This is a genomic window from Halorubrum sp. SS7, assembly GCF_005435055.1.
GTDB classification, from domain to species: Archaea; Halobacteriota; Halobacteria; order Halobacteriales; family Haloferacaceae; genus Halorubrum; species Halorubrum salinarum.
Genome location: NZ_SGXV01000285.1, coordinates 1 through 492, shown reverse-complemented (window position 1 = coordinate 492; position 492 = coordinate 1). Strand labels below are relative to the sequence as shown.

Here is a 492-nt window from a genome sequence, read left to right as displayed (position 1 = left end):
ACAAGAGCTACCTCCCGACGGTGAAAGCGGAGTTGCGCGAGCGGGACCTGGACCCCGACGACGTGCTCTTCATCTCCGCCGAGAAGGAACTCGGCCTCGACGGGCTCAAGGAGCGGCTCTGGGAGGAGCTGGGCGTTATTCGCATCTACATGGACAAGCCCGGTCGCGGCGTCGACTACGAGGAGCCGCTAATTTTGTTCGAGGGCGACACGGTCGGCGACGCCTGTACGAAGATCGGCGGCGAGTTCGACGAGCGCTTCAAATTTGCGCGGGTGTCGGGCGACAGCGCGAAACACGACGACCAACAGGTCGGGAAGGGCCACGAGTTGGCTGATGAAGACGTGTTGCGGATCGTCGCGCGGAAGTGAATTTCTAAACCCGCGTCGGGTGAAGATACCTCCAAAGCCTCAGGCGCGAGGGCCTTCAAAAGACGTGTCCGTCCGCTTCGCCGTGCGGGCTGCGACGCTCGTGGTCTCGCTCGTTTTCGCTGCG

General features: G+C 62.8%; 1 protein-coding gene. It reads left to right on the top strand.

Annotated features, from left to right (window positions below; all coding sequences use genetic code 11):
- A partial coding sequence (locus EXE44_RS18055; RefSeq protein WP_137718051.1) for a TGS domain-containing protein occupies positions 1 to 368 on the top strand: 368 nt, incomplete at its 5' end.
- Positions 369 to 492 lie beyond the last annotated feature (124 nt).